Source organism: Bacillus sp. FSL K6-3149, assembly GCF_038630515.1.
GTDB classification, from domain to species: domain Bacteria; phylum Bacillota; class Bacilli; order Bacillales; family Bacillaceae; genus Bacillus; species Bacillus pumilus.
Genome location: NZ_CP152034.1, coordinates 1,809,359 through 1,835,482 on the forward strand (window position 1 = coordinate 1,809,359; position 26,124 = coordinate 1,835,482).

The following is a 26,124-nucleotide window of genomic DNA, read 5'->3' on the forward strand; positions in this document are numbered from 1 at the left end:
ATTGATGAAAAAAAGAACCTTATTAGGCAGCTTTTTGGTGGTCGCGGGGCTAATGCTCATCTCCGTTCCTTTTATATATGAGTGGCGAACTTCTCAAGAGACAGCAGCAATGGAACAGGCATTAAAGATGATTGAAGAAAATGACAGTGATGCCCTTTCTTCTATTCCACATCTAACTGTGTCAGAAGAAGACCTTCGAGATGTGATGGAGCTAGAAATCCCGTCAATTGATTTAAACGAAAAAGTGCTTCCTGTTACTTCAAAAGAAAATTTAGGTATTGCACTGACTCAGATCAAATCTCATCAAATGCCAGGTGAAGGAAATTTCACGATTGCAGGCCATAGAGGGTATAGAGGCGATCGGCTTTTCAGGCAGCTGCCAGAGGTGCCGAAGGGAGAAAAAGTCGTCTTACATCATCAAGCTGAAACATATGAATATAAAATTGTCAGCTCAGCTACGATTGAACCGACGGATGTTGATGTACTAAAGGATCGCGGGAAAAATGAACTGACATTGATCACTTGTACTCTTGATGGTCAGAAACGATTTGTCTTAAAAGGAATACGAATCAATGCTTCAAAGGGTGAGCAACCGTCGGATGTATAACACCAACATAATAGATGATGGATACGATGGAAAAGCAACGCTCACGATCGACATGTTACACCAATTGTTATCAGAGCATTATCCAACATTAAAAAACGAACGTTGGGATGTTGATGTAGATACAATTCGGACTTCGCCTATTCTTCATCCTATATTAAAAAGAAAGCTTCCAATTGGTATCGAAAAATTCACCTGTGTGTTGTTTACGCAGCAAACAGCAGCTTTTGGAGAGCCTTTGATAGTGTACTTTTTATTAGATGAGAAAGGCGAATCGATTTACGCAATGGATCTCTTGCTCGAGCAGCATGATCCACATTAAACGAGAACTAAAAAAGGAAGGGGCTTTGACTCCCTTCCTTTTTTGTCATTCAATTACGCAAATAACTTCAGCCCAACGACGCCAATCACAATCAGCAGCAAGCTGAGTATACGAATCATGTTTTTCGGTTCTTTAAATAGAATCATATTAAACAAGACAGAGCCCGCTGTTCCAAGTCCAATCCAGACCGTATAGGCAACGGATACTTGAACGGAAGAGAACGAGGCATATAAAAACAAAAAGGATAGGGCAAATCCGCCGACAAATAAAATACCTGTCGTGATTTGCTTTTTCTTACTAAACATATTGAGGCCAATGGTTCCGCCGATTTCGCAGGCAGAGGCTAATAGTACAAAAAACCAGCCCATTTATACCGCTTCTCCTTTCTGCTCATGTGCATCTCCATCAGACACTTTTAGTCCAATAATGCCGAGAATTAAAATGCCCATAAATAAGAGCTTTTCTAATGAAAACGAACCGCCGAACAGCGCGTAATCCATCAAAGACGTACCAATCGTTCCAACTCCGGCAAACACGGCGTACACGGTCCCTGTCGGCAGCTTCTCGCAGGCTTTCATTAAAAAATAAAAATCAACCGGGATCAGGCAGATAATGATCGCCCACTCCCACACCGCATCAGCTCTATTTAAACCAAACACCCAAAGTAATTCGAATAAACAAGTGAGTGCGACATACATCCAGCTTTTTTTCATCGTATTTCCTCCTAAAACTCAAAACTGACGATTCGTCATTTTAAAACCAAAAAAGAACATACAGCAAGTGCTGTACTCAGATTGTTGACAAAGGGCTAAAATGAACTTTATTTTAGCCCTTTGTCTTCTTTTCAGCGTGATAGAAAACCTTTGCAGTCTAGGAAGGACGAGTACTGGCGCGGAGCGAATTTGACATTCGTGAGCACCAGCACGCAGGACTGACACCGAATGCGCGGGTTTGTCTACACGCCGTACAGCAAGTGCTGTACTAAGTTAAGGTGTCTCTATGCCAAGTGCGTAAAGAAGAAATTGCTTCACCTCTCGCTTTTGAATCAGAACCTCTTCTGTATCTGTTTCTGTAAATAAGTACATTTGCTCAGCAGACGATTCAAGTAAACCGATAATGAATTTGGCTGCATATTGACAGTTCAAATTCGCACGGACCCTTTTGTCCTGCTTTGCTTTTTCTAAAAAAGCAGCGACCCATTTGTAAATCGGCTCATAAATATCTTCCCATTCCTTTAAATGCTCCGTGGCAGCTAAACCTGAGTAGGTTAGAGCAAGGACGTCACGGTATTGTCTTGTAAAAGAGAAGATGAATTCAACAAGCGCATCTGCTTGATCGAGGACATCCGCATGCTGAGTCAGTTCCTTTTCAATAGCGGGAACCATCTGCGAGATGAGATGTTCTGCGATAGCAGGCATGACAGACAGCTTTGAAGGAAAATATAAATAGTACGTTCCTTGCGCCACTCCTGCTGCTTTCACAATATCCGAAATGGTCGTTTTTTCGATTCCTTTTTCTTTAAACGCATCAATGGCAGCAAGCATAATCTTTTCTCGTTTCGACACATCATCACCGACCTTAAATGACTGAATGTCAGTCAGTTTAGCGGAAAACTGACGATTTGTCAATATGGGGGTCTCGTCATTGAATAGGAGAATAAGTGATGAATAGATGAGGGCAGGCCTGAATAAGCTGTAAATATGGTCAAGCATCATGTGAGAAAGGGGCAGCTCTCCGTATGACATTCAGTGCGATGTTTTCCATTACTTATTTTCTCTTGCTCGTCCCGCTCTATTTACATATGAGATACAGACAGGCGAAAAAGCAAAAACGCTTTATCTATTTACGAACAGAAATCGTTCTTGCCTGTCTGTTTATGTATACGAATGTTTTATTGTATTTGACGGTCTTTCCAAATCGTTTTTCCGCACCAAGGGATCAGGTGAGTGTCAACCTCATGCCTTTGCAGTCCATTTATCAAAATCTCCATGCCTATCATCACGGCTATCCCAATCTTGTTTTTTTAAATTTGGCAGGGAACATTTTGTTATTTGTGCCACTTGGTTTTTTTCTCTATCAGGCATTCCGAACCTTGCGCTGGCAAAAGGCGATTCTTGCTGGCTTTTTCTTGTCAACAATGATTGAAGTGCTTCAATGGGTATTCTCGCAATCTGGTATGATTACAAGAAGCAGCGATATTGATGATATTCTATTAAATACACTCGGCACAGCGCTAGGTTGTATGTTGTATCGAATGTATCGACGAAGGAAGGAGAAAATCAATTGAAGCGAGTATGTATCATTCCATGTGGGGCGAAGAAAATTTGGGACGTCCATCCAGAGGCAGGGAGCCAGCCAGCGAACCTCGTTTATTTAAGTCCGCTGCATCAGCGTACGAAAAGCTATGCCCAAACGTTCTTTTCAGACTGGCTGATCATATCAGCGAAGCACGGATTCTTAAAGGCAGATGAAATCATTCATGAGAATTATGATGTAGCTTTTGGTACACCGCATGCTGATCAGATAACACGTGAAGCATTAAGGCAGCAATTTCATGAAAAACATCTCACTGCATATGATGAACTAGTGATACTAGGTGGAAAGAAATATCGAAAGGTGATCGATCCTTTATTACTCCCTCATCAAACAGCGATTTATCCGCTAGCTCCATATAAAGGAATTGGCTATATGCTTCAGGCGTTAAAGCAAGCCGTTGAGACAAAAGTAGAACTTCCGCCGCATATTTAACGCATTCACATCTACCGGTAAGCAGGGGTTTGATCATTAAAAAGAGAATGAATGAAGTAGCGATGCTGATTGTTTCATATCTTTTCAGCAGCCACTAGGATGTCCGCATCGCTTATAAGAGTGGCTATATGAACAAGGGGGCGTATGAACATGACAACCATCTATTTAGCTGGTGATTCAACCGTTGCATCTTACCCGGATCGTCCTGTTCAAGGAGGATGGGGAGAGTTTTTACATCGCTATACAGCGCAAGGCGTGAGCGTCGACAATCGCGCAATCGGTGGAAGAAGCTCAAAAACATTCATTGAAGAAGGACGGCTTGATAAAATATTGGCTGACATTCAGCCTGGGGACTGGCTGCTTACACAAATGGGGCACAATGATGCTTCAACGGAGAAGCCCGAACGGCATACAGATCCTTTCACGACGTATAAAAGCTATTTGTCTCAATATATTCACGGAGCAAGAGCGAAAGGCGCTACACCGCTTTTATTAACGCCAGTCGGCCGCTTTCATGAAAAAGACGGAGAATATATCAATGATTTCCCTGATTACTGTGCCGCTATGAAAGAACTAGCTGATGAAGAAGAAGTCCTTCTTGTTGATTTAAATACGGCAAGCCTTCAATTTTATCAAATTTCCGGCATAGAGAAAACGACTTCTTACTTTATGCTGTCAACAGGCGTAGAGGATCGCACGCACTTTACAAAAGAAGGAGCAGATGCGATTGCAAGACTTGTTTCGCTTGAATTAAAAGACCTTGGATTAACGATTGTGTGATGGATGACAGGACGAGAAAGCGCTCGTCCTGTTCTTTTTTTGCAGAAAGCTATTGATTCCCTTCACCAGAGTAGACTACAATAGGTACATATGATAATGAGAATCAATATCACTTGTAAATAGATCAATCGATGAAAAACTGGAGGGACTCAAATGACAGAGCAGCTTGAATTGTTTGACGTCACCATTATTGGCGGCGGTCCAGCAGGAATGTACACCGCCTTTTATAGTGGGATGCGGGATTTAAAGACAAAGGTACTGGAGTATAACGAAAGCCTTGGTGGGAAAATCCTACTGTATCCAGAGAAAGTCATTTGGGATGTAGGTGGATTAGTGCCAACAAGAGGAGAGCAATTAATTAAACAGCTTGAACAGCAAGCCAAAACATTTGAACCTGTCATTGCATTAAATCAAAAAATAACAGACTTTCATCGCTTAGAAGATGGAAATATATTGATTACGTCCGAAAATGGTGATCGCCATTTAACCAAAACCTTGATTTTGGCAATGGGGCACGGTATTCCAGTTCAAAGAAAGCTGGAGGTTGAAAATGCAGATCGCTATGAAGTAACAAACCTTTATTATACGGTTCAGGAGCTCAAAACCTTCGCGGGAAAAAAAGTCGTCATCTCTGGGGGCGGCGATTCTGCGGTGGATTGGGCAAATGCCCTTGTGCCAATTGCGAAAAGTGTCACTGTTATACACCGCAGAGATATGTTTGGTGGACATGAAAAAAACGTGGCGAATATGAAAGCATCAAGTGCACGTATTTTAACCCCACATGAATTAACTGACCTACATGGTAACGGAAAAGAAATCGAAGCTGTCACTGTTCAGCATTTAGAAACAGGTGAAAAAGAACGTATTGAAACAGACGCAGTCATTGTCAACCACGGCATGAAAGGCGATTTAAGTGTTCTTGCAGAATGGGGATTAAAGCAAGGTGAATGGGGACTCATTGAAGTGAATGAGCAGATGGAGACCAATTTACCAGGTGTGTATGCAGTAGGTGATTTATGTACACATAAAAGCAAGGTCCGCTTGATTGCAGGAACGTTTGTAGATGGTGTGAACGCACTAAATAGTGCGAAATTATATATCGAACCAGATGCGGAGAAAGTGGCGTATGTATCTTCTCATAATGAACGTTTTAAGGAAAAAAACAAAGAATTGCTAGCAGCCGGTGCGAATCGCTAAAAAAAACAAAACAAGAAGGGTGGTGCCGCAACGGCATCACCTTTTTTATCGCTGAAAGGAGGTATCTGAAGATGAACGCACAAATGGAAACGATGCTACATATGAAAAAGAAAGTTCAGATGTGTCTGAAAGCAAAACAAACGAACAGATGGCAGACAAAATCTCCAAGCGTTTTAACAGCTGATGGTACCGTTGTCATTCAGCTAGAAGGAATGGAGTACGAGCTTGACGGTGGGGATAGCCTGTTTATACGATCTCACATCCCCGTTGTCATCCGTTCTTTATCTAATCAGCAAGTCACAATTTTTGCTGTTTCATTTGAACATTACATGCTCACAAATGATGCTGATGATGAATTAATTTATAAAATCAATTATGATACCCTGCCTGATAACGGGCAAGTGGTGATGGGCTCACCGGTATTATTTCATCATATTAAACGTTTAAGTGACCCCTCTTATTCAGAAAGTAGCCAAGTGAAGCTACTAAAGCTAGTACTGCAAATATTCCAGCAACAAAATGAAAAAACAACTGATGCTGATCATTATTCAATTCAAATGATTCTTCAATACATTGCAGAGCATTACCAACAAGAACTGACCCGTAAGGACTTAGCACATAAAATGGGCTTTAATGAAAGCTATTTCTCTACTTTTTTTAAGAAAAGCGTTGGAATGAGTGTCACAGATTATATTGCACAAATTCGAATGGATGAAGCAAAAAAGCTATTGTTCAAAACCGATGAACAGGTTCAGGCGATTGCACAAAGAGTAGGCTATACTGATAGCCTCTATTTCAGCAGAAAATTTCGTCAAAAAACGGGCAGATCGCCTAGTCAGTATCGACTGAGCCGCCAACCAAAACGAATTGCCGCTTTTCAGTTTGTAGGCTCTTTGCTTGCGCTTGGAGTGAAACCAATTTGCATGGAAGAAGATATTGCTCTTTATTCAGATGTGCTTCAAGGTCAACTCAGTGATGTTATCGTCATTCATGAGCATACACCTGACGACGTTTTGAAGGACATGAACTTAGACCTCATTTTAATGCCTGATTATTTCTATACAAACATAGAATGGATGAAACGCATGGAGAAAATCGCTCCTGTGCTTGTTTTTCCATATAGTCGTCTGAGTCCTGTAGAGGAGGTACTTTGTTTAGGTAGCCTCATCGGAAGGAGCGAAGAAGCAAAGCAATGGGTGGAGCGTTATGAGAAGCAAGCACAGAAGGAAAGAGCTCGCTTGACGCCATTTTCTAAAAAAAAGGAAACAGTTGCTTTATATGAAGTAAGGGGACATGACAAGGTGTATATGTGGTCTTTTCATGCGAGAGGAGCAATCAACCTATATAAAACGTTGGGGTTGAATCCCCCTGAAGCCATTCAAGAGGAGGTGCTGAAACCGGATAAACATGTTGTGATTCCGCTTGAGCGTTTAGCAGATTATGCAGCAGATCATATGTTTTTTATTGTGGCTGTTCGGAATGGATGGTACAGACATATGGACAAACGTATGAAGGAAAGTGATGTCCTGCGTAATTTACCCGCAGTGCAAAATAATACATTCTACCTGTTAAAACTAGAAGAATTTAGATTTGGTGAAGGGGAACGGGCGATAGAAATCATGAAACGATTCTCTCAATTTTTAATAAAAGAATAAGAGTATCTAACAATTGTCCATAAACAAGTTATGACGATTATCCATAGACCGATAGACAAGCGGTTGATAGAATACGAGAGACAAATGATAATGATTCTCAGTGATTCATCATGATATGGAGGAGAAAAGAAGTTATGAAAAAACAAGGCATATTTCTTAGTTTAATAGCTTTAGTGTTGTTATTCGCACTAGCAGCCTGCGGTCAAAAGGAAGAAAGTAAAAAAGCCGAAGAAAAAACAAAAACGGTTGACACAGTGAAAGGCAAGGTCGAGATTCCAGCAAATCCAAAGCGTATTCTCGTAGATGGCTATTTGGGTAGTGCTGTTGCACTAGGGGTGAAACCGGTTGGTGCCACAACACAAGATTTAAAAAACATACATCTCAAAGGCAAAGTGGATGGTGTGGCAGACATTAGTGATGAACGCTCCGCCGAAAAGGTGGCAAGCTTAAAACCAGACCTCATCATTTCAGCTGTAGACGATGAAAAGGTACTTGACGTCTACAGAAAGATTGCCCCAACGATTGTTTATCCGTTCGGTGTATTTAAAAATTCACAAGAAGAGATCACTACATTAGCCAGCATCTTGAATAAAGAAGAAGAAGGAAAAGCGTTTTTGAAAAAATTTGATCAACGTATAGAAGCTGCTAGAAAGAAAGTGAAAACAGTCATCAAAGAAGGCGAAACAGTGTCAATCTTGGGTGCATTTAAAAATGATGTCTATGTGTATGGGAATGGTATCTATCGAGGTGGACAAGCACTTTATGAACAATTGCAGCTTCAGCCGCCAAAAGATGTTGCAGACACTGTTTTAAATGGAAAGTCAGGATTTGAACATATTTCATATGAAGTGCTACCAAAATATGCAGGTGATTATATATTTGTTGATGAAGCCAACGGAGGTACGTTCGATAAGAACAATTCAATATGGAAAAGCTTAAAAGCGGTGAAAAAGAATCAAGTACATGACTTGGATATTACGTATTTCTGGCCATTTGATCCAATAGCTATCGCCAATCAAGCAGAAAAATACGTTGAGATATTGACAGAATTATCTCAGAAGTAAGGGGGCTGCTTTTTGTTAAAACGATTTTTCTCCTATTACAAGCCATATATGGGGCTGTTTATATTAGATTTTTCCTGTGCCGTCATAGCGGCACTACTTGAATTATCATTTCCACTCGCGATCAGTATGGTTGTAGATGACCTTCTCCCAAACAGAAACTGGGAAATGATTCTCATCTGGAGTGGAATTTTACTGGCAGTCTATGTCGTCAGCTCAGCAATGAATTATGTGGTGACATATTTCGGACATAAGCTAGGTATCAATATTGAAACAGATATGAGAAGTCAGCTATTCACCCACGTACAAAAAATGTCTTTTCGATTCTTTGATCAAAAGAAAACAGGAAAGCTTGTTTCACGCATGACAAACGATTTAATGGATATTGGTGAAATCGCTCACCACGGTCCTGAAGATTTATTTATTGCAATGATGACTCTTACAGGTGCATTTGCCTTGATGCTATCAATCAATTGGCAGCTTGCCGTCCTCACGTTTCTCATTGTCCCATTCTTAATAGGGCTATCGGTTTATTTTACGAAGAAAATGTCGATTGCCTTTGATCACATGTTTTCAAGTATTGGTCAATTCCATGCAAGGGTTGAGAATAATGTGAGCGGAATTCGAGTAGTGAAGGCATTTGGGAATGAAACGCACGAGGTGGATCGCTTTATTGAACACAATGAACAGTTTAAACAAACGAAATTAACCACATACAAAATGATGGCATTACACGCTTCAATTAGTCACCTGCTTATGAAGGGCGTCACCATCTTTGGACTTGTATGCGGGACATGGTTTGTGATGCAAAAGAATATGACCTATGGCGAATTCATTTCATTCGTCCTGCTGTCTGGAATCTTTTTAGGACCTATTCAACAAATTAATTCAGTCATTGAGACGTATCCAAAGGGAGTCGCAAGCTTTAAGCGATTTGTTAAGCTCTTAGATCAAGCCCCAGACGAAAAGGACGTCCCTGATGCGATTCATGTCGATGGGCTAAAAGGTGAAATTACATTTCATGATGTCAGCTTTGGTTATGAGAAGGACAGTTTGATCCTTGAGCATATTAATCTGGAGATCAAACAAGGGGAAACGGTTGCCATAGTAGGTCCTTCCGGTGCTGGTAAATCCACGCTTTGCAGTTTATTACCAAGGTTTTATGAATGGCAATCTGGAACCATTACGATAGACGGAATTGATAGTAGACAGATGAAGCTGTCTTCACTGCGCCAACAAATTGGAATAGTCCAACAAGACGTCTATTTATTTAATGGGAGCATTCGAGAGAACATTCTTTATGGAAAACTTGATGCAACTGAGGATGAAATATGGCAGGCAGTGTCAAAAGCAGAGCTAAAAGAACTCGTCGAATCCCTGCCCGAAGGTCTTGAGACAATGATTGGTGAAAGAGGCGTCAAGCTGTCAGGTGGACAAAAGCAGCGTGTATCAATTGCACGTATTTTCCTGAAAAATCCACCTATTTTAATACTGGATGAAGCGACCTCATCACTAGATACTGAAACAGAGGCTTCGATCCAACGATCACTAGAAGAGCTTTCAGAAGGTAGAACGACGCTAGTCATTGCGCATCGCCTTGCAACTATTCAACATGCAGATCGAATTGTGGTTGTGACAAAAGGTGGCATTGCAGAGCAAGGAAATCACAAAACATTACTAACGCAAAATGGCTTATATAAGCGCCTTTATGAAACACAATTCGGGGCATAAAAAGTCCATTAGAAGAAATGTGAAAGCCGGCAAAAGAGCGCCGGCTTTTTTCTCATGACATGTATTGCAATCTTTTTCCCTAGTTTCTAGGGGCAAAGAGCATCATACTCACACCTATTAAACAAATAAGAGCGCCTACCCAATCGTACAAATCAGGCGTTTTTCGATCGACCCACCAGCCCCAAAACACAGCAAGAACCACAAACACACCGCCATAGGCCGCATAAACTCGTCCGAAAGTCGGGAACTGCTGGAAGGTAGGGATGACCCCATAAGCGACGAGGATGAGGCTGCCGGCGATTCCATAGCTGACAGGTCTGGCTTCGCGCAGCCAAAGCCACACAAGATAGCCACCGCCAATTTCTGCTATTCCTGCTAATAAAAAAAGAACGATCGTCAACATCATGTAAGGACACTCCAATTCATTTCGTTACCTTCTATTATGACATGTTGACATTGTGAGGGACATGAGAGTTTGCTAAAATCAACTGAACAGAGAATGGAAACACATGGATTCTTGACTTTTCAGATAGAAGTGATCCAAATGGCCTTGCTTTTCGTACAGTAAGTACATTCTCATGAGGAGCACACTTCCTTTTTCGGCGCTCTTTTTTTCTCCTTTAAAAAAGAGTAAAGTACAAAGTAGGCTTATTTCAGCAAATCGAGTGATAAGCAATACGTGAAGGATTTCATGATGAATGCAGCATGCTCTTTCTCATGAAAAAGGAAGGAGATGACCATGGATACACTGAAAGATTCTGAGCTGTATCACAAGATCAAATTTGATCGTCACAAGCCTTCACTTGAAGTGCTGTATGATCGCTATGAACGTGTGTTATATTCGTTTATTTATAAAATGACTGGAAGTCGTGAGCTTGCGGAGGAAGTGCTGCAAGAAGTCTTTATCAAGCTCTGGCGCGGTATAGGAGAATACCATACGGATAAAGGCAAATTCTCCTCGTGGTTATTCATGATGTCACGCAACACAGCCATCGATCTCCTAAGAAAGCACCGGAACGAAACGGCACTAGAAGATGAGCATATTGAATATTTAGCCGATCATCAAGAAGATGTATCAAAGGAAGTTGAATGGAACGAGGAAAAACAAATCATACGTGAAGCAGTATCTACATTGTCAAAAGAACAGCAAACTATCATAGAAGATGTCTATTTTAAAGGAATGACACAAAAAAGCATTGCTGAAAAACTAGGCATCCCCATTGGAACGGTGAAGGGAAGAGTTCGATTGTCATTGAAGCACTTACGGACGAGACTGTCTCGCGGAGGAAAGGAGGAAGAGGCATGACTCAGTGTAAACATCAAGTGATTGATTATTTCAACGGGCATGTACAAGGAGAAGAAAAAGCACAATTTGAAGAGCACCTCAAGAACTGCTCAGCTTGCAAAGAAGAGCTTGAAGAATTGACATCGCTCATGTCTGACATTCCATTTCTAGCAGATGACCAAACACCTCCGGCAGGGATGAAAGACCGTATTTTATCCCAGGTGTTTGAAGAAGAGACGGTCGAAGAAAAGAATAGCCATAGGAAAGAGCTCAAGGCAGCACATGAACCAAACGAGATGAAACCACTGCAAAAGAAACGTAACCAATGGCTATTGCCACTTGTTGCCGCACTGCTTCTTATTTCAGCAGCTGGAAACGTGTATTTCTTATCGAATGGAAAAGAACAAGCGGAAGAACCTGTCAGGGTTGTAGCGACAAAATCACTGGCATCAGCCGCATCACCAAAAACAACGGGTGCTTTTTCAGTGATTGAGCATAACGGCAAAAAAGAGCTGGTGGTGAGTGCAGACGGATTAAAGGATCAGCTTGATTCATCTGCTGTTTATCAAGTGTGGCTCATTAAAGGAGATCAGCCGGTACCAGCTGGTGCCTTTAAAACAGATAACAAAGGAGAAGGAACCGTCACCTATGCATTATCAGAAAAAGAAGCGAGCGAATCATGGGATACCGTGGCAGTCACCCTTGAACCAAAAAAGGATAACAAACTGCCGCAAGGACCTGTCGTACTAAGCGCTGCATTTTAAATGTGATTCAGGAAGGATGCCTTTGGGGCATCCTTTTTTGATAGGCAAAGGGAACTTTTTGGCAGATAAGACGTAGTACATATGGAGGTGAAACAGATGAAACCATACATAGAAAAAGAACTATTTCTCTTATCAGTGAGACACGCATGTATGGCCATTTATTTTCTTGTCATCCCATTTTTGATCCCATTCTTTTATTACCCATCGCTTTTATTCATTACGCTCATTGCATTTTTTATCACTCATAACTTAGCGGAAAGTATCATTTGGTTTTATAAATCGAGAAAGATCAGAAAGCATCAGTCTGGTGATCTATCGAAACGAGGACATGTCTTGACCCAGATCGTGCAAAGGCTTGAACAGCTGATGATGATCAGTTTTGTGCTGTTTTTTATAAACGAATGGATACAGGGGATAGCAGATATGTCTAACCTCTTCTTCATTACTTTTTTCTTCATCCTTGTTTTCCTTCAGCACATCCAGCTTTATTACGTTCAGCTATTTTTTAAATCCAAAAGCTGGTTCTCCTATGTTCCTTCATTGCAAAAGGCTCGTCCTTCATATATAGCGAGGGAGCGAAAGGCTTTGAAAGGGTCCTAAATGTGCAATCACTCGTTTGATCTATCCATAAACATCAGAAAATTATGATAAAATGTGGAAAAGAAGCATGGTGAAAGGGAGTGCGAGCGAGTGAAAGCTGTTGGACTATTGGAGTACTTACCGATTGAGCATGAGCAAAGCTTGATGGATCAGGAAGTAGAAAAGCCTAAAGCAACGGGCAGGGATATACTGGTGAAGGTAGAGGCTGTGTCAGTGAATCCAGTTGATACGAAGGTGAGATCACCGAAGGATCAGAAGGAAGAAAAACTGAAAATTCTTGGCTACGATGCAAGCGGTACGGTTGTTGAAGTTGGCGAAGCGTGTACATTATTTCAGCCTGGTGATCACGTGTACTATGCGGGAGATATCACGCGTCAAGGCTCAAATAGTGAGTATCAGCTTGTGGATGAACGGATTGTGGCAAAAAAGCCTGTTAATCTCTCCTTTGCAGAAGCAGCCGCGATGCCTCTGACGACAATTACGGCATATGAAGCGTTATTTGACCGGATGCATATGAAGCGAAATGCAGAAGGGGCAACACTGCTCATCATCGGCGGTGCAGGCGGAGTAGGTTCTATTGCCATCCAACTAGCCAAATTAGCAAATGCCACTGTAATCGCCACCGCATCAAGACCTGAAACAAAAGAGTGGTGTCTATCATTAGGTGCTGATCATATCATTGATCATCATGAGCCGCTTCTCGCGCAGCTTCAGAAAAAAGGAATAGGCGAAGTGGATTTCATTTTATGCCTAAATGATACAGATGGACACTTCAAAGGCATGGCAGAAGCCATCAAACCGCAAGGCACGATCTGTACCATTGTCGAGAATCAGCACAACCTAGACATTCAATTACTCAAAAATAAAAGTGCTGCATTTGTATGGGAGTTCATGTTCACACGCCCTATGTACAAAACAGCGGACATGATCAAACAGCATGAGCTTTTAACAGAGGTGGCTGAGTTATTTGAACACGGGACATTAACGCATACGTTAACAAAGGTTCTCAGTCCGATCAATGCCGCTCATTTGAAGCAGGCACACCAAACCCTTGAACAAGGAAAGATGATTGGCAAATTTGTACTAGAAGGATTTGAGAAAGGGGAGAGGGTATGACGTCATTACAATATCCGATTGGGTTATATGAACCGGTTGAAAATAAAACAAAGGAACAGCTAGAGTCATGGATTGATCAGTTGGGTGCGATTCCACAAGAATATGAAACAGTCACCAATCAATTGACAGATGCTCAGCTGGATACACCCTATCGGCCTGGAGGGTGGACCGTCCGTCAGCTCATTCATCACGTAGCAGACAGCCATCTGAATGCATACTTACGATTCAAGCTTGCGCTCACAGAAGAAATACCGCACATCCGTCCATATGATCAGGCGGGATTCGCCGAGCTTCCAGATAGCAAAGCGCCCATCAGCCTATCACTGCCCTTAATCAGCAGTCTGCATCGCAGATGGGTTACATTACTTCGAGGGATGTCAGAGGAAGACTTCACTGCATCCTATTATCACCCAGCCGATCAACAAACGGTGTCCTTATATGATGCAACAGGTATGTACGTCTGGCACTCAAAGCATCATCTTGCCCATATCACGGAATTAATCAAAAGAAATCAATGGAATTAAAGGAGTCATGACATGTCTGGTAGAAGAATTGTCGGCGCCATGTTTATTTGTATGGCGGCATTGTTTTATATAGTAAAATATGTGCTTTTTGAGATACGCTATAGTAATAGCTTAGGCTCAGAAAGAACGATTGAGGAACTTGAACAGATACTGCCTGGCGGTACGTGGATCAGTATCTTTTTTCTTATCATCGGTTTAGGTTATCTTTTATGGGACGACAGGGAAGTCATTCGTAAAAATCTCTTCACCCCAGATCGACAAGTAGAAGAACTAAAAAAGACGGATCTCAAGTGACCGTCTTTTTTCCTTTTCATGTTTAGCCGCGTTCAGGACGCAGTGCTTTTTCTAAAATAGCCAGCCCTTCGTTGACTTTTTCTTTTTCCTCGTCATTGAGCCGTTGCAGGGAGTTTTTGATTTTTTCGTGTCCTTTTTGATAAATGCTTCTAAAAATATTTTTCGCTTCCTCTGTTAGTTCGACGACAATGATTCTACGGTCACGCTCAGAGTGTTTTCGTTCAACAAAATGAGACTGTTCTAACCGGTCAAGCAGGCCTGTCATATTGGACAAAGAAGCGCCCATTTTTTCAGCGATTTCGGATACCTTGAGAGAGCCATGGTTATTGAGTAGCATGAGTACCTTCATTTGAGGCATACTCATATCAAGCTTCATCCATTCTGACACATCTCCAAGACCTGCAGCTGTGAGTACTTTCATATAGAGCACCCATGTCTTTTTTTCCTCTGGAGATAGAATCTCTTCTTTTAATACGGTGGTGTCATGAATATTATATTCCACGCTCGTTCACTTCCTTTAAGCGGCTCTTTTCTCTATATTACTGATTTTTACTTCTAATTGAAAGGTTCGACAAGCTTTTGAATGTTAAACTGCATGAATCAAGTGGTATTTGTTGTATAATAATGGTCAGTCGAAATAAATGAAGCAACTTAGAAAGTTGGGAAAATCATGTGGAACAAAAAAACGGGTATGACGATCTTAAAAATGCTTTTTCCGATCGTGATTATCCTTGTCTTAATTTTCGTCGCCAAAAAGGAACTGAGCGGCCTTTCCATTAAAAAAACGTTTTATATCATTGACAGCTTGAATCGGATGGACTTGTTTATTCTTGTTTTTCTTGGACTTGTCGCAGTGTTATCGATGTCCTTATATGATTTTATTTTACGAAAAAGCCTGAATATGCCCATCAGCGGCTGGAAAACGATTCGCATTTCTTGGATTGCGAACTCCTTTAACAGTGTCCTTGGGTTCGGCGGTCTATCAGGAGCAGGGCTTAGAACACTTCTATATAAGGAGTACATAACCGATACGAAAAAACTGCTCAAAGGCATTGCCCTTTTGACTTCCTCGGTTCTTTTGGGCTTATCTATTTTCAGTGATCTGATCTTGGTGAGGGTGCTTCCTGTTGAAAGTATTATTAGCCAAGAGCCGTGGCTATGGGCCTTTGTGATCATCTTTGCTTGTATTGTGCCCATTTACATCATTATGGCGTCCGTACGAAAAAGCTCGATTGAGAGCGGTGAAAGCGGACTGAAGCATCCGATTTACGCTTATATCGGAGCATCGTTTTTAGAATGGCTGGCAGCTGGTCTCGTCATGTACATGGCTGTCGTCTCTATGGGGATGAATGTCGATGTCCGAATTGTATTAGGCGTATTTGCGATTGCGTCAATCGGTGGTTTAATCAGTATGGTTCCGGGCGGATTTGGTTCATTTGACCTCATCTTTTTACTGAGCATGCAGTACATTGGGTTTGATAAAGAGATGGTGCTGACGGCGCTCGTTTTGTACCGCTTCGTGTACTCGATCTTCCCGTTTATCCTTGGGCTTTGTCTAGCTGCTTACGATTTAACGGGAACGACGCTAAGACGTCTTGAAGGCAATCCGAGAATGGCACCTGCCATAGAAACAACGAACGTCTTAATTGTGTTGCACCGTGCTTTATTAATCCGTTTATTGTACGGATCTTTATCGATTTTAACCTTTGGAAGCGGCTTGCTCATTATGGCGTCTGTTGTGCTTCCTGTCGATCGATTAGGCGTGATTACAAGCATTCCACGCTTTCTATTATCAGGATTTAATGGTCTTTCTTTAATGTTCGGCATCATCCTGATGATTTTGTCCATTGAAGTGTATAAACGAACAAAAAGATCGTACGTGCTGACGATGATCGCCCTAGCAGGCGGCTTTGTGTTTACTTTGTTAAAAGGATTTAACCTGAGTCTCATCTTTATACTGCCAGTCATCATGGCTGTATTTTTCTCTCTTCGAAATCAATTTGTGAAGCAGCAGGCCCCTTATTCCTTGTATCAGTTTGTGGCGGCTGCCGCTGGATATTTACTCGTGCTGTTTAACTATAATGTCATCGGCAACTTTATTTGGACAAAAATTGGACATTTCTTGAGTAGGGATTACCTCGTGCATAATGAACGGCATATCACAATGACAAGCATGATTGCTCTCATCGGTGTACCGCTTTTTTTCTTCATTAGCAGATTGATTTTTAATAAAAGAGCATTTCCGATTGGAGAAAAAGCAGATGAGGAAAAATTAAAAACGTTTTTAGAAGAAAAGGGCGGAAATGCCCTCAGTCATCTTGGCTTTTTAGGCGACAAAAAACTATTTTTCTCAAGTGATGGAGAGGCGATGCTTCAATTTGGGCGCATTGGCCGCTGCGTCATTGTGCTTGGAGATCCATCCGGACGTAAAGCATCCTATCCACTTGTACTTGAAGAGTTTCTACAGCAGACAGAAAAAGCAGGCTATCGCGTTGCTTTTTATCAAGTAGAACGGGAAGGGATGGCGCTCTACCATGACTTAGGCTTTCACTTCTTTAAGCTTGGAGAAGAAGCCATGGTCGATTTAGAAACGTTCTCTCTTTCCGGTAAGAAAAAATCAAATTTACGGGCTGTGGCCAATAAGTTTGAACGAGAAGGCTATACGTTTGAAATGCTGGAACCGCCTTTTTCAGATGAGCTCATCTCAACCTTAAAACAGATTTCTGACAGCTGGCTCGGAAAGAAAAATGAAAAAGGGTTTTCGCTCGGCTATTTTCAAGAAGATTATCTTCAAAAAGCACCGATTGCGATTCTGAAGGATGAACAAGGGGAAATCATTTCTTTTGTATCACTAATGCCGATGTATCAAGAAGGGGAGATTTCCATCGACCTAATGCGTCATATGCATGATGCACCGAACGGGATGATGGATGCGCTGTTTATCCACCTTTTTCAATGGGCGAAAGAAAAAGGCTACAAATCCTTTAACATGGGAATGGCGCCTTTATCGAATGTAGGAACATTTCATCAGTCCTTCCTCACGGAGCGTTTGGCGAGTGTTATTTTCAACAACGTCAGATTTATGTACAGCTTCAGCGGATTACGGTCGTTTAAACAGAAATATAAACCTGAATGGCGCGGAAAATACTTAGCGTATAAAAAGAATACATCATTACCTGTCACAATGGTGCTTGTCACCAAGCTGATAGGGATGGACCCAAATCGCAACCGGCGTCCATAGATCAAAAGCCTTTACCTTTCACTAGGTGAAGGTTTTTTTAGACAAAAGAATAGCAAAAGTGGTAAAGTTGAAGAGTAAGGGGGATGTAAATATGACATTAAATGAATGGTTTAAAAAGGGATTAACTGAACGTACATATGTACACAACATGGAGAAAAACCGAGAAAATCTACTCACGGTGTACAATCAGTACGCAATTCATCAAAAAGAAAAAGAGCTGCTTCAAAAGCTGCAAAAGAAAAAGCTCAGAGCGCTTGTCATCACAGCGGATTGGTGCGGAGATGCGATGGTCAATGTACCAATTTTCATGCGTATTGCAAGTGAAGCACTCATTGATGCGCGCTATTTCATTCGGGACGAGCATCTAGACCTGATGGATCAGTATTTAACGAACGGGACCGCAAGATCGATTCCGATTATCGTGATCATTGATCAGGACGGGAATGAAGTAGGTAAATGGGGACCACGCTCAACAGAAGCACAGCGATTTGTTGATGAGAAAAAACCCGACAAGGATGCACCTGATTTTGAGGAAGCTTTTCAAGTATTTGCGAAAGAAGCCGCACATCACTATACGACAGATCGTTACTTATGGAAAGATATTGAGAAAGAAATAGTAGAAGTTTTGGAAAAAATATAAACCAAAAGACTACTTCGCCGCAACGGGAAGTAGTCTTTTTTTATCTTGTTTTTGCGTCTCACCTACAAAACACCGCATAAAGATGTAGAAAAACCGCAGAATTCTACAAAAAACCGCAGAAAGCCGCAACGCATCACGATTTTCCCAACCATTTTTAGTTGAAAAACCTCATATGTGCCATGAAAACCTTAATTTTGCCCTTATCTAAAGGCTCATATAACGCACGTTGGTTTGCTTTTTCCCAATACAAGAGGCCCAGCAACTATAGTAATCTAGTTGTAATCTCCTTTGAACGAACTAAAAAACAAATGACGGAAAAGGGCTGGCGATCAATCTATGAAAAAAATCATTTATCTCGATCAAGAAAGAAAGAAGCTCGCTGAATCGAAAAAAAGAGAACAGCGTTCCATCAAATCACTTAGGCTGCTTGTGTTTTATGACGGGCAAAGTCCTTCATGTGCAAAAGCGATGGACTTGTTGAAAGCTCTCGATTGGAAGAACCGTATTCATTTTGAATCCTTTAGACACTCGCAGCTGCTCAAACTGAACAAAATAAGTGAAGAAAAGGCAGAAAAGCGAATCGTGTCAATTTCCTTAGCCAAAAACCAAAAAAACTCAGGGATCTATACATGGCTGAAAATTGCTTGCAATATCCCTGCATTATGGGGAACGATCCCATTCATCGTGCTCAGCATTTGGTTAGGCTTTGGTCAACATGCGTACGATTACTTTGCGAGAAAACGGTATGTTCATTCAGTCAAACAAGTCACCCGTCCTGATACAGATCAACAGAAGACCATTTAATGAATAGGAAAAGCATGACCTTCGATCGGCAGAAGGTCATGCTTTTTTGTAATAGGGGACATATGATGCAAGGTGATGAAGCAGCGTTCTCGTGTAGGACATATAGGTACGTTCGTCAAGCTCAGAACCCGCATAGGAAAGCAAGGTTCTAAGAGCAAACAAGTACTCACTGTGCAGCTCATTTTGTTTAAAGTAAGGAAGAGCTGCTTCGATCAGATAGGTTTTCAAATCAAGAGGGTTTTCCTCAATCATCAATTTATAGATTTTGATCATATATAAACAGTTTGGCTGAATGCGAGGCTGTTTTAACAGCTCATGTATGTAGGGAAGGGCCTTTTTGCGGTCGTATTCAGCATATAAGGTCGCGATTTCATACAGAGTTTCACAATAACGGTCTTCTATCTGTTCTTGATTAAAGTAATTGAGTGAATCTAGTAAATAAGGCACAGCTGAAGAAAAATCGCCTTCCCGTTTTAAGAGCACCCCGTAATAAAAATAAGCGGTCATTTTAATATAGGCATCAGGATAAAGGGACGTGTGCAAAATCACTTCTTTTAAATATTTCTTCGCCGTTTGAAAGGCTTTTAGTTCCAGTGAGATCACGCCATGAATGAGTGTACAGTGAATGATCCGCTTGAAATTGTTCTTTTGTCTATATAAATCCATGGCTTGATGGGTTGCTTCAAGCGCATCGCCAAGAAGTCCCATGTTTCCAAGTGCTTTTGCATAGTGATAATACAGGTCACTTTGTTCAACAGACGCGTAAGAAAAGCAGCTCTCAAGTTTCTTTATCCCTTCTTCAAGCTGACCATTTGTAATGAGATGAATGCCATCTAGATATTCAAATATTTCTTTTTCCGTTTCAATAAAGGTTTTTTCAAACTTTTTAAGCACGCGGTGTGTTTTTAAGGCAAGTGGCTGCTTGTCCGATAATAAATAAAATTGAAATAGGGACAAATGATACTGAATGCCTAAATCTAGCGAAAAGAACTGTTCCTCGTGCTGAATGATCATTTCTGCATTTTGTTCAGCTTGATCAAGTGCATAGAAATACATATTCATTTGAAACTCATCCAAGAGTGACAGCAGGTGACGTGCCTTTTGTGACAGAGTTTCTTGACTGATGCCTAGTCGTTCAAGCAATAAATTGATCGTATCTTGATTGGCCTCCTTTGAGCCATTTTCGATTTTACTTAAATGAGAGACAGAACAAATTCCTTCTGCCAATTCAGATTGGGTCATATTTTGTTTATACCGGTAGAGCTTAATGATTTGCCCGATATTGATTTTCATTCCATCCAGAAGCCTCCCTTCCAATCATGGTTTGAAAGCCTTTTGACAAAATAACCGCATTAGACAAAATGGGAATAACTAAACCTATTTCATCATCTTGGGTTTTTTATCAAAATTTGTTTAAAACGTAATATGATTGTAACATTACTTGAAAAACTCAAACAACTTTTTAGCAGAAGGGATGGGAAACATCATTTGCAACTGCTCGCAATGATGTTTATAATGTGAATGAGAATCAATTTCAATTAAGATTGATTGAAAGGATGACACATATGCCAGAAATCAAACAACAAACAGAAGCGTTAACGGTTCGCGACGCTGTCAGATATAGACGATCCATTCGAAAATTTAAAGAAACGCCGGTGACCATTGAGCAGCTTCAGCCGTTATTAGAGGATGCGGTCTATGCACCGAATCATAAAATTACGGAGCCTTGGCGCTTTCTATATGCGGTGACGGAGGAAGCGAAAGCGACATTTATTGATCGCTTCATTGCGTTCTTCAAGCGCAACAATCCAGATGCAAAGGAAGAAAAGATCAATCAATATAGAGATTACTTTTCAAAAGTCCCAGCCCTTTTACTTGTGGTGTTAAAGGAAGACGAGAACCCAGTGGTAAGAAATGATGATTTTGCCGCTGTGAGCGCGCTCATTCAAAACTTCCAGCTGCTTGCTTGGGATCAAGGAATCGGTATGGTCTGGAAGAGCGGCCGCATCTTATACGACAAAGGCTTTCAACAGGACATGGGCCTAAAGGAAAACGAGCGGTTTGCTGCCATCCTTCATATTGGTTATCCAGAAGAGGTGCCTGAGGAAAAATCACGTCAGAAAGCATCAAGTCTTCTTACTGAAATTCAATAAAAGAAGAAAAGCAGACCGCAAAAGGGTCTGCTTTTTTTACTTATTGTTTTTTGGCGCGCTGATCGGCTGCTTTCATACGTGCCATTGCTTTTACGTCATTCGGATCTGCAAGTTCTTTGGAAAATTCAACATATTCGCCATCCGACTCTTGTGCTGCAAGTTCGTGATTGGCTTTTTGGTGTTGGTCTTTTTTCAAAGCCTTTCCCTCCTTTACAAGATCACTTTAGTTATGTGCTTGTTGGAGTGGAATATCCATCTTATTTGTTTCTTTTTTCTGCTGCTCTTTCCGCTTTTTTGAATTCCTGCTGATACAGGACTTCCTGGGTTTTCTTCAGCTTTGAAGTTGGCTGGTGTTCTTTTTTCTTCATCAAAATCGCCCCCTCATCTCATTTCTAATAGGATGGGTGTTTTTGACAAAAATTATTCCTTTGAATGCAAAATCGCTTCTTTTAATTCAGGATGCAAAAAGTCATAAGAAGAAAGCAATGCCTTCTTCGGCAGCGCACGCTGACCTTCTAAAACAAGTAATGACATTTCGCCAAGTGCCGTTCGAATGACAAAGGATGGGACCTTCAGCCAGTGAGGGCGGTGAAGAGCAGACGCTATCGTTTGTCCAAGCTGCTTCATTTGAACAGGATTCGGTGATGTGACATTGAGTGGACCTGAGATGTCGTCATTGTGTATTGCATAAGCAATGAGATGTGCTACATCTTCGACATGAACCCATGAAAGCCATTGCGAGCCGGAGCCAATCGTTCCGCCGGCAAATAGTTTATATGGCAGTGTCATCAGTGGTAGGGTACCTTTTTCCCCTAACACGACGCCGAAGCGTGTGTAGACGGTACGAATGCCGAGTGCTTCAATCTTTTGCCCCTCAGCTTCCCAACGCTTTGATGTATGACTTAAGAAATCAGTATCCGCAGGAGGTGATTCCTCTGTAAAATCTCCTGTTTGAGACGTGCCATAAATTCCGACAGCACTTGCTTGAATGAGCACAGATGGTTTCGATTCCTGCGCTTCTATAATGCGTCTCACTTCTTGTGTGGATTGAATACGGCTAGAGAGGATGCCTTCTTTTGCCTTGTCTGTCCAGCGGGTGAAAATGGATTTTCCAGCAAGGTTAATCCAGACATCAATCGCAGGAAGTTCATGCTCAGGCGCAGCACCTTCTGTCAGCCACTGCACATAGTGTAAATAATTTTGTTCGGATTCCTTTGGATTTCTTGTTAAAATATATAGATGATGTCCTTCAGCAGCGAGCACTTTCGTGACGTGCTGGCCGATAAAACCGGTTCCTCCGGTGATGGCGATATTCAATTGACATCTCTCCTCTCATATACATACCTATATCTTTCACGATTTTGAATCAGAAGAAACATCCTGACTGTTTTAAAAAAGGAGTGATCACAGGATGCCCTATATTACAAAAATCTCCGCTCAGAAAAACAATACAGAGCGGGTGAACATTTTTCTAGATGAAAAATACGCCTTTAGCGTTGATCTAGATGTGCTCGTCCAGCACGATTTGAAAAAAGGGAAAGAGCTGGACGAAGCAGATATCATCGACATTCAATTCGGTGATGCTGTGAAAAAAGGATTTCAGCAGGCCGTCGATTATTTATCATACCGAATGAGATCGGTGAAAGAAGTAACCGATTATTTGACGAAAAAAGAAATCCCGGCACCTGCTATTAGTGAAATTATACACAAATTAAAGCAATACAAGTATGTAAATGATCTTGAATTTGCGGAAGCCTATGTCAGCACCCACCGTAAAACGAACAGCAAAGGGCCGTCCGTCCTGAAAAAAGAGCTAAAGCTCAAAGGGATAGATGATGACAACATTGAACAAGCACTATCGCAATATCCTGATGACTTACAGCTGGAGGAAGCTGTGAAGCAGGTTCAGAAGCTTGTGAGAAAAGAAAAAAATCGTTCCGCAAAAGAGATCGAGCAGCGCATCAAGCTGCAGCTGCAACGAAAAGGATTTTCGTTTGGGATCATTGATAAAGCCCTTCAAGAAGCCTATGATGGACAAGAAGAGGAAAAGGAAGAAGAAGCCCTCCTCTATATGCTGGAGAAGGCAAAACGCAAGGTAGGATATGACGGATCATTTGAAAAGAAGATGAAAGTGAAGCAATTTTTATTCAGAAAAGGCTTTGATCTCGACACAATTGATCACGTTTTAGACAAAGGGGAATGACAGATGGACAAACGTTATAGTGAGATGACGGAATACGAATTGAAGCAGGAGATAGCCTCTCTTTCTGAAAAAGCACGTAAGGCTGAGCAGCTTGGCATTGTGAATGAATATGCCGTCTTAGAACGGAAAATCGATATGGCAAAAGCCTACTTATTAGATCCAGCCTTGATTCAAACGAAAACGACTTATCAAATCAAAGATACAGACGAAGAGTTTTATGTGGAATATTTAAATGGTGTATTTGCGTGGGGACACAGAGTATCAGCCCCAAATAAGGAAGATGCACTGCCAATTTCAATGCTTACGAAAAAGGACTGATCCGAGAGATCAGTCCTTTTCTTTACTTCGAACGTTGTTTACGGACGTTGTTCTGAAGTACGATGTCGTGCTGCGTTTGCTGCGTTTCTCCGTTGACCTGAGAGGCAGAATGCTTTGCATTCGCCCATGGTTGAGGGTAAGCGGTTGTCCTTAATTGAACAAAGTCTTCCATATACGATTTCCCATTTGAACTCATATCTCAAGCACTCCCTTTGGAAAAATTAGCGTTTCCCTGATGCCCTCATTCGTTCCTGTGGACGTGTATTCGTCTCACCATTCGGCCTTTTAGACGCATAAGCATCTGTGGCGCCTGGCTCGCCTTCAAATTTGTGATTCACTTGATTTGGAAAGCCTTTTGCTTTATTACGCATATCGATTCCCTCCAAACAATACAAATCATTTGCGTCTTTTGAAGACGTAAGGGTAGTATATGAAAAAAGAGGTTTTTTTAAAAAGGCACTTTCTGCTAGATGAAGGAGGAACCGACATGGAACAATACTTTGAGCGATTAACAGAACAACTGATGGAAAAAAACAATATGCTAACATATGACGAAGCACGTACATGGGTGGAGCTGCTTTGGAGTGATTTTGAGACAACTTATGCAAAGGCTGGCCACAAGTATAAAGGACAGGAAACAACTGAACGGATTGTCCAAGAGTGGATTGAGAGCTACGGTGCGCAGCTGCATTTATTCCAAAATAAACAATCGAAGGCAAACGAGCATCTACAAGAGCAGAATAAAGGGCTGCTTCATTAAAAGAAGTGCCCCTCATCTTTTTCAAGAAATAGGAAAATATATAAATGAGTAAACAATTTTATGATACAATACCCAGTCTGTGATCGAAATTACAGGCTTTTTACAATGGTTAAACTTAAAATTACATTAAATTCATCTTACTGAAAATCACTGGAAATAAAACTTTGATATAATGGAACGATTAAAGAGACATGTAATTTATGGATAATAAAAAAGGGTTTCGTTTCCTGACAAAAAAGGAATAATGAACATATCAGACTATGTGAAAAAAGTGAAGAGAAGGTGCGATATGGAACGAGAATTGCTCTCTGTTATAATTCCTTCTTACAATGAAGGTGAAAACATCAGACGAATCTTTGAGGCACTCGAGGAAGAGTTTCGCGATTTTCATTATGACTTTGAAATCATCTTTGTGAATGATGGAAGCAAAGACAACACACTTCAATATATGAGAGAGCTCTCTCGCAAAAGTGCAAAGGTTAAATACATTTCCTTCTCACGTAACTTTGGGAAGGAAGCCGCTATTCTGGCAGGACTTGAATATGCGAAGGGAGTAGCTGCGATCATCATGGACGCCGACTTGCAGCACCCAACGTATTTGATTCAGGACTTCGTCAGAGGATATGAAGAAGGCTACCATCAAGTCATTGCCAAACGGAACCGTAAAGGAGACAGCAAGCTTCGCTCATATTTATCATCCATGTACTATAAAGTGATGAACAAGGTAGTCGAAGTGGACTTGCGTGATGGCGTCGGAGATTTCCGTTTAATTTCGCGCCAAGCAATCGATGCATTGCTTCAGTTGAAAGAAGGAAATCGTTTTTCAAAAGGACTTTTTTGCTGGATTGGGTTTGAAGAAAAGGTCATCTATTATGAAAATGTAGAAAGACAGCATGGTGATACAAAATGGTCACTAAAGAAGTTGTTTAACTACGGCATAGATGGCGTCATTTCCTTTAACAACCGCCCGCTGCGTATTTGTTTTTATACTGGCATACTGATCTTATTCCTTTCTTTGATTTACATCGTTGCCACCTTTATTCAAATCGTCAGAACGGGCGTGATGGTACCTGGTTATTTCACTTTAATATCGGCTGTGCTTTTCCTCGGAGGTGTCCAGCTTTTGAGTCTAGGTGTGATTGGAGAATATATTGGCCGCATTTATTATGAAACGAAAAAGAGGCCACATTATTTGATCCAAGAATCAAATGTCATGCAACAAGAGACAAGCTCAAAGGAACAAGACCGAGTGTTAACACAGTTATTTAAATAACGTGGAGTCAAATAACCGGCAAGCACGAATCGCTTGCTGGGTTGTTTTGTT

At 41.2% G+C, this 26,124-nt stretch carries 34 protein-coding genes; 23 read left to right on the forward strand and 11 right to left on the reverse strand.

Features of this window, described 5'->3' with window-relative positions; translation table 11 throughout:
* Window positions 1-4 precede the first annotated feature (4 nt).
* On the forward strand, window positions 5-607 hold the full coding sequence (locus MHB83_RS08990) for a class D sortase (protein ID WP_012009295.1): 603 nt from the start codon (window positions 5-7) through the stop codon (window positions 605-607).
* A complete protein-coding gene (locus tag MHB83_RS08995) occupies window positions 600-926 on the forward strand; it encodes a hypothetical protein (protein ID WP_113386859.1) in 327 nt (108 codons plus the stop codon). The genes MHB83_RS08990 and MHB83_RS08995 overlap by 8 nt, the downstream gene beginning before the upstream one ends.
* A gap of 53 nt (window positions 927-979) precedes the next feature.
* Here MHB83_RS08995 and MHB83_RS09000 read toward each other — a convergent pair whose 3' ends face one another.
* The 3 genes from MHB83_RS09000 to MHB83_RS09010 all read right to left on the reverse strand — a co-directional run bounded on the left by MHB83_RS09000 (window position 980) and on the right by MHB83_RS09010 (window position 2,491).
* Complete coding sequence (locus MHB83_RS09000; protein WP_003217878.1) at window positions 980-1,294, reverse strand: multidrug efflux SMR transporter; 315 nt, start codon at window positions 1,292-1,294, stop codon at window positions 980-982.
* Window positions 1,295-1,639, reverse strand: a complete 345-nt coding sequence (locus tag MHB83_RS09005) for an SMR family transporter (protein WP_003217798.1) — start codon at window positions 1,637-1,639, stop codon at window positions 1,295-1,297.
* Window positions 1,640-1,912: 273 nt separating this feature from the next.
* Window positions 1,913-2,491, reverse strand: a complete 579-nt coding sequence (locus tag MHB83_RS09010) for a TetR family transcriptional regulator (protein ID WP_034620888.1) — start codon at window positions 2,489-2,491, stop codon at window positions 1,913-1,915.
* Between the two features lie 173 nt (window positions 2,492-2,664).
* Here MHB83_RS09010 and MHB83_RS09015 point away from each other — a divergent pair, with 173 nt between their 5' ends.
* The 7 genes from MHB83_RS09015 (at window position 2,665) to MHB83_RS09045 (ending at window position 10,098) form a co-directional block, all read left to right on the forward strand.
* Complete coding sequence (locus MHB83_RS09015; RefSeq protein ID WP_212046492.1) at window positions 2,665-3,213, forward strand: VanZ family protein; 549 nt, start codon at window positions 2,665-2,667, stop codon at window positions 3,211-3,213.
* Entirely contained in the window at window positions 3,210-3,674 is a 465-nt protein-coding gene (locus MHB83_RS09020; RefSeq protein ID WP_113386861.1) for a DUF6884 domain-containing protein, read from the forward strand. Before MHB83_RS09015 ends, MHB83_RS09020 begins: the two co-directional genes overlap by 4 nt.
* Before the next feature lie 150 nt (window positions 3,675-3,824).
* Window positions 3,825-4,454: a rhamnogalacturonan acetylesterase gene (locus MHB83_RS09025; RefSeq protein ID WP_003217853.1), complete on the forward strand. Its 630-nt coding sequence runs from the start codon at window positions 3,825-3,827 to the stop codon at window positions 4,452-4,454.
* A 153-nt stretch (window positions 4,455-4,607) separates the two neighbouring features.
* Window positions 4,608-5,651: an NAD(P)/FAD-dependent oxidoreductase gene (locus tag MHB83_RS09030; RefSeq protein ID WP_050944761.1), complete on the forward strand. Its 1,044-nt coding sequence runs from the start codon at window positions 4,608-4,610 to the stop codon at window positions 5,649-5,651.
* A gap of 71 nt (window positions 5,652-5,722) precedes the next feature.
* Window positions 5,723-7,306 (forward strand): helix-turn-helix domain-containing protein, encoded by a 1,584-nt coding sequence (locus tag MHB83_RS09035; RefSeq protein ID WP_340989102.1) that lies wholly within the window; start codon window positions 5,723-5,725, stop codon window positions 7,304-7,306.
* A 134-nt stretch (window positions 7,307-7,440) separates the two neighbouring features.
* Window positions 7,441-8,370: an ABC transporter substrate-binding protein gene (locus tag MHB83_RS09040; protein ID WP_050944759.1), complete on the forward strand. Its 930-nt coding sequence runs from the start codon at window positions 7,441-7,443 to the stop codon at window positions 8,368-8,370.
* 12 nt (window positions 8,371-8,382) lie between these two features.
* Window positions 8,383-10,098: an ABC transporter ATP-binding protein gene (locus MHB83_RS09045; protein ID WP_050944758.1), complete on the forward strand. Its 1,716-nt coding sequence runs from the start codon at window positions 8,383-8,385 to the stop codon at window positions 10,096-10,098.
* Between the two features lie 79 nt (window positions 10,099-10,177).
* Here the strand turns inward: MHB83_RS09045 and MHB83_RS09050 are convergent, their stop codons facing one another.
* Entirely contained in the window at window positions 10,178-10,504 is a 327-nt protein-coding gene (locus MHB83_RS09050; protein WP_050944757.1) for a YnfA family protein, read from the reverse strand.
* Between the two features lie 333 nt (window positions 10,505-10,837).
* Between MHB83_RS09050 and MHB83_RS09055 the strand changes: the two genes are divergently transcribed.
* The 6 genes from MHB83_RS09055 (at window position 10,838) to MHB83_RS09080 (ending at window position 14,681) form a co-directional block, all read left to right on the forward strand.
* Window positions 10,838-11,404, forward strand: a complete 567-nt coding sequence (locus tag MHB83_RS09055; RefSeq protein WP_050944756.1) for a sigma-70 family RNA polymerase sigma factor — start codon at window positions 10,838-10,840, stop codon at window positions 11,402-11,404.
* Entirely contained in the window at window positions 11,401-12,147 is a 747-nt protein-coding gene (locus MHB83_RS09060) for an anti-sigma factor (protein ID WP_212046489.1), read from the forward strand. The genes MHB83_RS09055 and MHB83_RS09060 overlap by 4 nt, the downstream gene beginning before the upstream one ends.
* A gap of 96 nt (window positions 12,148-12,243) precedes the next feature.
* Window positions 12,244-12,747 (forward strand): hypothetical protein, encoded by a 504-nt coding sequence (locus MHB83_RS09065; RefSeq protein WP_340989107.1) that lies wholly within the window; start codon window positions 12,244-12,246, stop codon window positions 12,745-12,747.
* Between the two features lie 90 nt (window positions 12,748-12,837).
* Entirely contained in the window at window positions 12,838-13,863 is a 1,026-nt protein-coding gene (locus MHB83_RS09070; RefSeq protein WP_340989109.1) for a zinc-binding alcohol dehydrogenase family protein, read from the forward strand.
* Window positions 13,860-14,387, forward strand: a complete 528-nt coding sequence (locus tag MHB83_RS09075; RefSeq protein WP_003217850.1) for a YfiT family bacillithiol transferase — start codon at window positions 13,860-13,862, stop codon at window positions 14,385-14,387. Before MHB83_RS09070 ends, MHB83_RS09075 begins: the two co-directional genes overlap by 4 nt.
* A 12-nt stretch (window positions 14,388-14,399) precedes the next feature.
* Window positions 14,400-14,681, forward strand: coding sequence for a hypothetical protein (locus MHB83_RS09080; RefSeq protein ID WP_050944752.1), 282 nt, complete (start codon window positions 14,400-14,402; stop codon window positions 14,679-14,681).
* 22 nt (window positions 14,682-14,703) lie between these two features.
* Here MHB83_RS09080 and MHB83_RS09085 read toward each other — a convergent pair whose 3' ends face one another.
* A complete protein-coding gene (locus tag MHB83_RS09085; protein ID WP_003217817.1) occupies window positions 14,704-15,183 on the reverse strand; it encodes a MarR family transcriptional regulator in 480 nt (159 codons plus the stop codon).
* 168 nt (window positions 15,184-15,351) lie between these two features.
* Here MHB83_RS09085 and mprF point away from each other — a divergent pair, with 168 nt between their 5' ends.
* From mprF to MHB83_RS09100, 3 genes are all read left to right on the forward strand, one after another.
* Window positions 15,352-17,922: a bifunctional lysylphosphatidylglycerol flippase/synthetase MprF gene (gene mprF, locus MHB83_RS09090; RefSeq protein ID WP_050944751.1), complete on the forward strand. Its 2,571-nt coding sequence runs from the start codon at window positions 15,352-15,354 to the stop codon at window positions 17,920-17,922.
* A 91-nt stretch (window positions 17,923-18,013) separates the two neighbouring features.
* The gene (locus tag MHB83_RS09095; protein ID WP_003217810.1) at window positions 18,014-18,562 is read left to right on the forward strand and encodes a thioredoxin family protein; all 549 of its coding nucleotides are present in this window, start codon (window positions 18,014-18,016) and stop codon (window positions 18,560-18,562) included.
* 336 nt (window positions 18,563-18,898) lie between these two features.
* Window positions 18,899-19,366 carry a DUF393 domain-containing protein gene (locus MHB83_RS09100; RefSeq protein ID WP_050944749.1) on the forward strand — a complete coding sequence of 156 codons (468 nt, stop codon included), beginning with the start codon at window positions 18,899-18,901 and terminating at the stop codon, window positions 19,364-19,366.
* A 36-nt stretch (window positions 19,367-19,402) separates the two neighbouring features.
* On the opposite strand, the gene MHB83_RS09105 is transcribed toward MHB83_RS09100, so the two are convergent.
* Window positions 19,403-20,659, reverse strand: coding sequence for a transcriptional regulator (locus MHB83_RS09105; RefSeq protein WP_050944748.1), 1,257 nt, complete (start codon window positions 20,657-20,659; stop codon window positions 19,403-19,405).
* Window positions 20,660-20,931: 272 nt separating this feature from the next.
* Between MHB83_RS09105 and MHB83_RS09110 the strand changes: the two genes are divergently transcribed.
* Window positions 20,932-21,519 (forward strand): nitroreductase, encoded by a 588-nt coding sequence (locus tag MHB83_RS09110; protein WP_003217860.1) that lies wholly within the window; start codon window positions 20,932-20,934, stop codon window positions 21,517-21,519.
* A gap of 40 nt (window positions 21,520-21,559) precedes the next feature.
* Here the strand turns inward: MHB83_RS09110 and MHB83_RS09115 are convergent, their stop codons facing one another.
* From MHB83_RS09115 to MHB83_RS09125, 3 genes are all read right to left on the reverse strand, one after another.
* Complete coding sequence (locus MHB83_RS09115; RefSeq protein ID WP_003217852.1) at window positions 21,560-21,715, reverse strand: YfhD family protein; 156 nt, start codon at window positions 21,713-21,715, stop codon at window positions 21,560-21,562.
* A gap of 61 nt (window positions 21,716-21,776) precedes the next feature.
* On the reverse strand, window positions 21,777-21,887 hold the full coding sequence (locus MHB83_RS09120; protein ID WP_017358836.1) for a YfhE family protein: 111 nt from the start codon (window positions 21,885-21,887) through the stop codon (window positions 21,777-21,779).
* Between the two features lie 52 nt (window positions 21,888-21,939).
* Window positions 21,940-22,836, reverse strand: coding sequence for a TIGR01777 family oxidoreductase (locus MHB83_RS09125; RefSeq protein ID WP_251191498.1), 897 nt, complete (start codon window positions 22,834-22,836; stop codon window positions 21,940-21,942).
* A gap of 94 nt (window positions 22,837-22,930) precedes the next feature.
* Here MHB83_RS09125 and recX point away from each other — a divergent pair, with 94 nt between their 5' ends.
* Together recX and MHB83_RS09135 are read left to right on the forward strand one after the other, a co-directional pair.
* Window positions 22,931-23,722 (forward strand): recombination regulator RecX, encoded by a 792-nt coding sequence (gene recX, locus MHB83_RS09130; RefSeq protein ID WP_050944745.1) that lies wholly within the window; start codon window positions 22,931-22,933, stop codon window positions 23,720-23,722.
* A 3-nt stretch (window positions 23,723-23,725) separates the two neighbouring features.
* The gene (locus tag MHB83_RS09135; RefSeq protein ID WP_106033150.1) at window positions 23,726-24,040 is read left to right on the forward strand and encodes a YfhH family protein; all 315 of its coding nucleotides are present in this window, start codon (window positions 23,726-23,728) and stop codon (window positions 24,038-24,040) included.
* Window positions 24,041-24,062: 22 nt separating this feature from the next.
* Here MHB83_RS09135 and MHB83_RS09140 read toward each other — a convergent pair whose 3' ends face one another.
* Together MHB83_RS09140 and MHB83_RS09145 are read right to left on the reverse strand one after the other, a co-directional pair.
* Complete coding sequence (locus tag MHB83_RS09140) at window positions 24,063-24,236, reverse strand: YpzG family protein (protein WP_003217811.1); 174 nt, start codon at window positions 24,234-24,236, stop codon at window positions 24,063-24,065.
* Window positions 24,237-24,261: 25 nt separating this feature from the next.
* On the reverse strand, window positions 24,262-24,411 hold the full coding sequence (locus MHB83_RS09145) for a small, acid-soluble spore protein K (RefSeq protein ID WP_003217849.1): 150 nt from the start codon (window positions 24,409-24,411) through the stop codon (window positions 24,262-24,264).
* Between the two features lie 116 nt (window positions 24,412-24,527).
* Here MHB83_RS09145 and MHB83_RS09150 point away from each other — a divergent pair, with 116 nt between their 5' ends.
* Window positions 24,528-24,800 (forward strand): YfhJ family protein, encoded by a 273-nt coding sequence (locus tag MHB83_RS09150; RefSeq protein ID WP_003217809.1) that lies wholly within the window; start codon window positions 24,528-24,530, stop codon window positions 24,798-24,800.
* Window positions 24,801-25,089: 289 nt separating this feature from the next.
* Window positions 25,090-26,073, forward strand: coding sequence for a glycosyltransferase family 2 protein (locus tag MHB83_RS09155; protein WP_003217835.1), 984 nt, complete (start codon window positions 25,090-25,092; stop codon window positions 26,071-26,073).
* Window positions 26,074-26,124: the final 51 nt, after the last annotated feature.

Bases quoted from the DNA above. Each gene is read 5' to 3' on its own strand.
- MHB83_RS09075 (WP_003217850.1), top strand. From the start codon at position 13,860: ATGACGTCATTACAATATCCGATTGGGTTATATGAACCGGTTGAAAAT.
- MHB83_RS09140 (WP_003217811.1), bottom strand. From the start codon at position 24,236: ATGAGTTCAAATGGGAAATCGTATATGGAAGACTTTGTTCAATTAAGG.
- MHB83_RS09035 (WP_340989102.1), top strand. From the start codon at position 5,723: ATGAACGCACAAATGGAAACGATGCTACATATGAAAAAGAAAGTTCAG.
- MHB83_RS09120 (WP_017358836.1), bottom strand. From the start codon at position 21,887: ATGAAGAAAAAAGAACACCAGCCAACTTCAAAGCTGAAGAAAACCCAG.
- MHB83_RS09105 (WP_050944748.1), bottom strand. From the start codon at position 20,659: ATGAAAATCAATATCGGGCAAATCATTAAGCTCTACCGGTATAAACAA.
- MHB83_RS09030 (WP_050944761.1), top strand. From the start codon at position 4,608: ATGACAGAGCAGCTTGAATTGTTTGACGTCACCATTATTGGCGGCGGT.
- MHB83_RS08990 (WP_012009295.1), top strand. From the start codon at position 5: ATGAAAAAAAGAACCTTATTAGGCAGCTTTTTGGTGGTCGCGGGGCTA.
- recX (WP_050944745.1), top strand. From the start codon at position 22,931: ATGCCCTATATTACAAAAATCTCCGCTCAGAAAAACAATACAGAGCGG.
- MHB83_RS09025 (WP_003217853.1), top strand. From the start codon at position 3,825: ATGACAACCATCTATTTAGCTGGTGATTCAACCGTTGCATCTTACCCG.
- MHB83_RS09080 (WP_050944752.1), top strand. From the start codon at position 14,400: ATGTCTGGTAGAAGAATTGTCGGCGCCATGTTTATTTGTATGGCGGCA.
- MHB83_RS09005 (WP_003217798.1), bottom strand. From the start codon at position 1,639: ATGAAAAAAAGCTGGATGTATGTCGCACTCACTTGTTTATTCGAATTA.
- MHB83_RS09155 (WP_003217835.1), top strand. From the start codon at position 25,090: ATGGAACGAGAATTGCTCTCTGTTATAATTCCTTCTTACAATGAAGGT.
- mprF (WP_050944751.1), top strand. From the start codon at position 15,352: ATGTGGAACAAAAAAACGGGTATGACGATCTTAAAAATGCTTTTTCCG.
- MHB83_RS09145 (WP_003217849.1), bottom strand. From the start codon at position 24,411: ATGCGTAATAAAGCAAAAGGCTTTCCAAATCAAGTGAATCACAAATTT.
- MHB83_RS08995 (WP_113386859.1), top strand. From the start codon at position 600: ATGTATAACACCAACATAATAGATGATGGATACGATGGAAAAGCAACG.
- MHB83_RS09000 (WP_003217878.1), bottom strand. From the start codon at position 1,294: ATGGGCTGGTTTTTTGTACTATTAGCCTCTGCCTGCGAAATCGGCGGA.
- MHB83_RS09060 (WP_212046489.1), top strand. From the start codon at position 11,401: ATGACTCAGTGTAAACATCAAGTGATTGATTATTTCAACGGGCATGTA.
- MHB83_RS09065 (WP_340989107.1), top strand. From the start codon at position 12,244: ATGAAACCATACATAGAAAAAGAACTATTTCTCTTATCAGTGAGACAC.
- MHB83_RS09040 (WP_050944759.1), top strand. From the start codon at position 7,441: ATGAAAAAACAAGGCATATTTCTTAGTTTAATAGCTTTAGTGTTGTTA.
- MHB83_RS09100 (WP_050944749.1), top strand. From the start codon at position 18,899: ATGAAAAAAATCATTTATCTCGATCAAGAAAGAAAGAAGCTCGCTGAA.
- MHB83_RS09055 (WP_050944756.1), top strand. From the start codon at position 10,838: ATGGATACACTGAAAGATTCTGAGCTGTATCACAAGATCAAATTTGAT.
- MHB83_RS09015 (WP_212046492.1), top strand. From the start codon at position 2,665: ATGACATTCAGTGCGATGTTTTCCATTACTTATTTTCTCTTGCTCGTC.
- MHB83_RS09150 (WP_003217809.1), top strand. From the start codon at position 24,528: ATGGAACAATACTTTGAGCGATTAACAGAACAACTGATGGAAAAAAAC.
- MHB83_RS09095 (WP_003217810.1), top strand. From the start codon at position 18,014: ATGACATTAAATGAATGGTTTAAAAAGGGATTAACTGAACGTACATAT.
- MHB83_RS09135 (WP_106033150.1), top strand. From the start codon at position 23,726: ATGGACAAACGTTATAGTGAGATGACGGAATACGAATTGAAGCAGGAG.
- MHB83_RS09110 (WP_003217860.1), top strand. From the start codon at position 20,932: ATGCCAGAAATCAAACAACAAACAGAAGCGTTAACGGTTCGCGACGCT.
- MHB83_RS09050 (WP_050944757.1), bottom strand. From the start codon at position 10,504: ATGATGTTGACGATCGTTCTTTTTTTATTAGCAGGAATAGCAGAAATT.